The sequence below is a fragment of the Fructobacillus ficulneus genome, from assembly GCF_001047075.2.
In the GTDB taxonomy this organism is placed as follows: domain Bacteria; phylum Bacillota; class Bacilli; order Lactobacillales; family Lactobacillaceae; genus Fructobacillus; species Fructobacillus ficulneus.
The window spans coordinates 1-3,495 of the sequence record NZ_DF967979.1 but is presented as its reverse complement, the minus strand read 5'-3'; the positions used below and the strand labels follow the sequence as shown (position 1 = coordinate 3,495).

At 38.7% G+C, this 3,495-nt stretch carries 2 protein-coding genes and 1 pseudogene; 1 reads left to right on the top strand and 2 read right to left on the bottom strand.

What is annotated here, in order from left to right:
• Positions 1-316: 316 nt before the first annotated feature.
• Entirely contained in the window at positions 317-916 is a 600-nt protein-coding gene (locus AOQ29_RS00125) for a hypothetical protein (RefSeq protein ID WP_061992554.1), read from the bottom strand.
• A gap of 516 nt (positions 917-1,432) precedes the next feature.
• Positions 1,433-2,752 carry a chloride channel protein gene (locus AOQ29_RS00120; RefSeq protein ID WP_061992553.1) on the bottom strand — a complete coding sequence of 440 codons (1,320 nt, stop codon included), beginning with the start codon at positions 2,750-2,752 and terminating at the stop codon, positions 1,433-1,435.
• 447 nt (positions 2,753-3,199) lie between these two features.
• Between AOQ29_RS00120 and AOQ29_RS00115 the strand changes: the two are divergent.
• Positions 3,200-3,495 (top strand): annotated as a pseudogene (locus AOQ29_RS00115) (hypothetical protein); the annotation flags it as partial.

Genomic DNA, 3,495 nt, shown 5'->3' with positions numbered 1-3,495 from the left:
GAACCATAAAAAGTAAAGCCACGCCCCGGCTGGCCAGCCGGGGTCTTTTTTTAATAAAAAAGCCCATCGCTGGCCGGCGATGAGCTTGGAAAGAGGTGCTTTCCCCTTCCTACTTTTTCATAATTATTATATCAGTTAATCGATATTTAGACAAAATTTTTAATAAAATTATTAATATTTCAAAATTAAGAATAAATAAACCGCATTGACTGCTGGCGGGTTGATATGAACCCAAATTTCGGGGTTCACATCAGTTTTTCTGGGGACTCATTTTGAGCTCTGGTTAACCAACATTACGCTAACTAGGAGACGACGCTTACTTTCTCACGTAAAAACTAAGGTGCGAGTGAAGATACTTTCGTGGAAATGTTTGGTTTATTTTTTGTTTTTTGGCAATTTGTTTGATTAATTTTGTAATGAAATGAATATTATCATAGCGATTTAAATCTTTTTTTTCGATATTTAAAGAGATCACTTCGTTATTTCTTGATAAATCGATAATAAAAAGTGTATAGTCTGTCCCAGATTCGATACAGCCCCAAGTGAAATAATTTCTTGAATCGAATCTTACCAATGAATTAAAAATATTTTTGGGAAACAAGTTGCAATTCTGGTTGAACCACTTATTTGTATTGTCAAAGTTAGTAATTTTTGTTAATTCTATATTGTGTTCTTGGTTGATTGACGTCTTGAAACGTTTAAGTATTTTGATACTTTTTATAAAGATATAATTTATCACTACAAATAAACTTATATGCAGTATAACAAAAGAATTAGTTTTCATGATATTTGAAGTAATCGCAATTATCAAGTAGATATCAAATAAAAAATAAAAAACTATAAGTATCATCCAATTTTTTACATTTTTTTGCTGATTTGCTAGTAATTTATCTTTTATTTCTAAAAATTCATTCAATAGATTTCCCCTGTATTTTGGTATAAATGTCGTCTGAAACAAATCGGAAAACGGTATCCCGATATATCGAAATAATGTTTAGGCTGTCATGAAAGCAAAAATGGATAATGCAACGGCCACAATAAATTCTAATACTGATAGCGGTTTGAAAAAGGCGAAAACCCCTTTTATCTATATCGATTCCTAAATTATAACATCTCTATCAACATCTTAAAATTCCATCAGCCAGGAAGCAAGGTCATAATATCAATTTTCATGATTTTTAATTTGATCAAACACCTCTTCTTTAAAAAGAAAGCGGGCAGCTACCGTCGGCTCATTTTCAGCAGCAGTCGACTCGTCAACTGCTCGCACTAATGCTTCGGCTTCTTTGCTATTAAAACCAAACACATAGAAAAGACATTATTGACGGGGAGATTATTAACTAAGCAAAGTAGTCTTATTTGTTTAAATATTGAATCCATCATTAATCAGCAAAAAACCAGGATATTCATTATCCTGGTTTTTTCAATCAAATTAATTTAAATTTTTCTTTTGAAATGGGTGGGTTCCCATCCAGTCCAAGTAAATCTTGGCCGTTGCTGATGATAGGGCAACAGCTAGGGCGAAGACGATTAAGGCTGAATAGTCTAAGTGACTAATTTCAAAGACCATAAACATCGCCATCAATGGCGCTTGTTGGGAAGCCGCTAGCAAGGCCACTGCCCCAATCAAGGCAAATTGCCATGGTGCCAAGTTTGGTAAGAAGGGATGGAAGGCGACTGAGCTCACCAATCCTAAGACCCCTCCAAGGGCAATTGACGGCGTCAATGTTCCACCAGTTCCACCACCATACAAACTGAGGAAGGTCATGGCAAACTTAGCCAAGCCAAGGGCGATGAAGAAATAAAGTAAGTGATGGTCAGTTTGCAGGAAGGTATATTGAGCAGTTGCTCGTCCGTTCCCCATGACCTGTGGGAATGGCCAGGCCATCAACCCCGTTAAGACTCCGACTGCTGGCATCGTTAACCAGAGCCACTTCCCCTTAGCTTGGTGGTTCTGAGCCCAACCAAAGGCCTGCTTAGCCCAGGCTCCAAAGATTCCAGCGATAGGACCAAGGATAACGGCCACAACCAAGAGCCAACGAGAAAAGTCCGTCGTTTGGAATAAGGCGTAGTAAGGGTTATAACCCTTCACAATCGCCCCCATCAAGGCCGCAATCGTTGACATCACCAATGAAACCGAGATGGTCTTCACAGAGGCTTTCTTCAATAGTAATTCAACGGAAAAGAGCATCCCCGTAATTGGTGAGATATAAACCCCAGCAAAACCAGCTCCGGCCGCTGCGGCCAATAAGAGTTTCTGGTCTTCTTGGCTCAACCACAAAAAGCGGATTTTAGCCGTCTTGCGTTGGTAGGTCTGGGCTAACATAACCCCAGCCTGCCGTGGTGCTAATTCACGACCAACTGATCCACCGGTTCCAACAAAGAACATTTGGGTCAAAACGTTGGCTGCCGTCTTCCAGACCGGCATCTTTTCGCCCTTCAAGGCCCCGTTAATGCCGACAATCTTGCTGCCGCGGGCCCGGATGGCCCACCAAACAAAACCAGCAATGGTTGACCCAATCACGATTGAAATAAAGCGTTGACTGGGGTGGGCGTTGTTGGGACTATAGTGGCGGAACGATTCATGAAAATCCAAAAAGTGAACTTCAATAAATTCCAAAAATAATGATAATAGGATGGCGGCGAGGCCAATCACTACTGCCAAAACAATGGTGGCAATCGCTAATGACCAGAATTTACTCTCGGCATCAAGCGGTTGTTCATCAGTTTTGGTACTGTTTGCTGCTAACATCTGTTTCTCCTCTTTTATATAGGTAGTTAAGTACCAAATGATTAAAACTTGCCTTTACCCTCTGCAAAAATCTTTCAAACCAATTCAGGTCGAAATGCAAGGGAAAATGTAAAAATAACCGCCTTTAAATGTACAAAAATCGGGAATAAAATGCAAGAATTTAATAAAATAAAAACGCCCATTCAAAATCATTTATTTAGAAATAAATAAATTTTATAGAAAAATAAAGGTAGACCAATTTTATTTGTCCTGAAATAATGATTTTTCCTAATTATCTCAAAGATTAAAATAAAATGTCTGCAGTTTTGATAACTCGCTTTTTATCAAAACTAAAATCTGAAATATTTTTATCTACTATAAGTAAAATGTTACAAACTTGCATATTTTTGTTTTTTGTTTTAAATTAGACCAGTAAGAAAGTAAATTGGTTTTAGAAAGGAATGCACTATGGCAGATAAGCAGAAAAAAGATATGCAAATGGGCTCTGCTGACCATGACGACCACCACGACATGGACAACATGAAGATGGACCACAACAATGGCAAGATGAATGACATGGATATGTCTCACGATCACAGTGACCACCACGACATGAGTGGCATGAAAATGGACCATGACCATAGCAAAATGGACGGTATGGATATGTCTCATGACCACGGTGACCATCACGACATGGGCAACATGAAGATGGGCCATGATCATGACAAAATGGGCGACATGGATATGTCTCACGACCACGGTGA

Coding starts and splice junctions, on each gene's coding strand:
- AOQ29_RS00120 (WP_061992553.1), bottom strand. CDS start 2,752: ATGTTAGCAGCAAACAGTACCAAAACTGATGAACAACCGCTTGATGCC.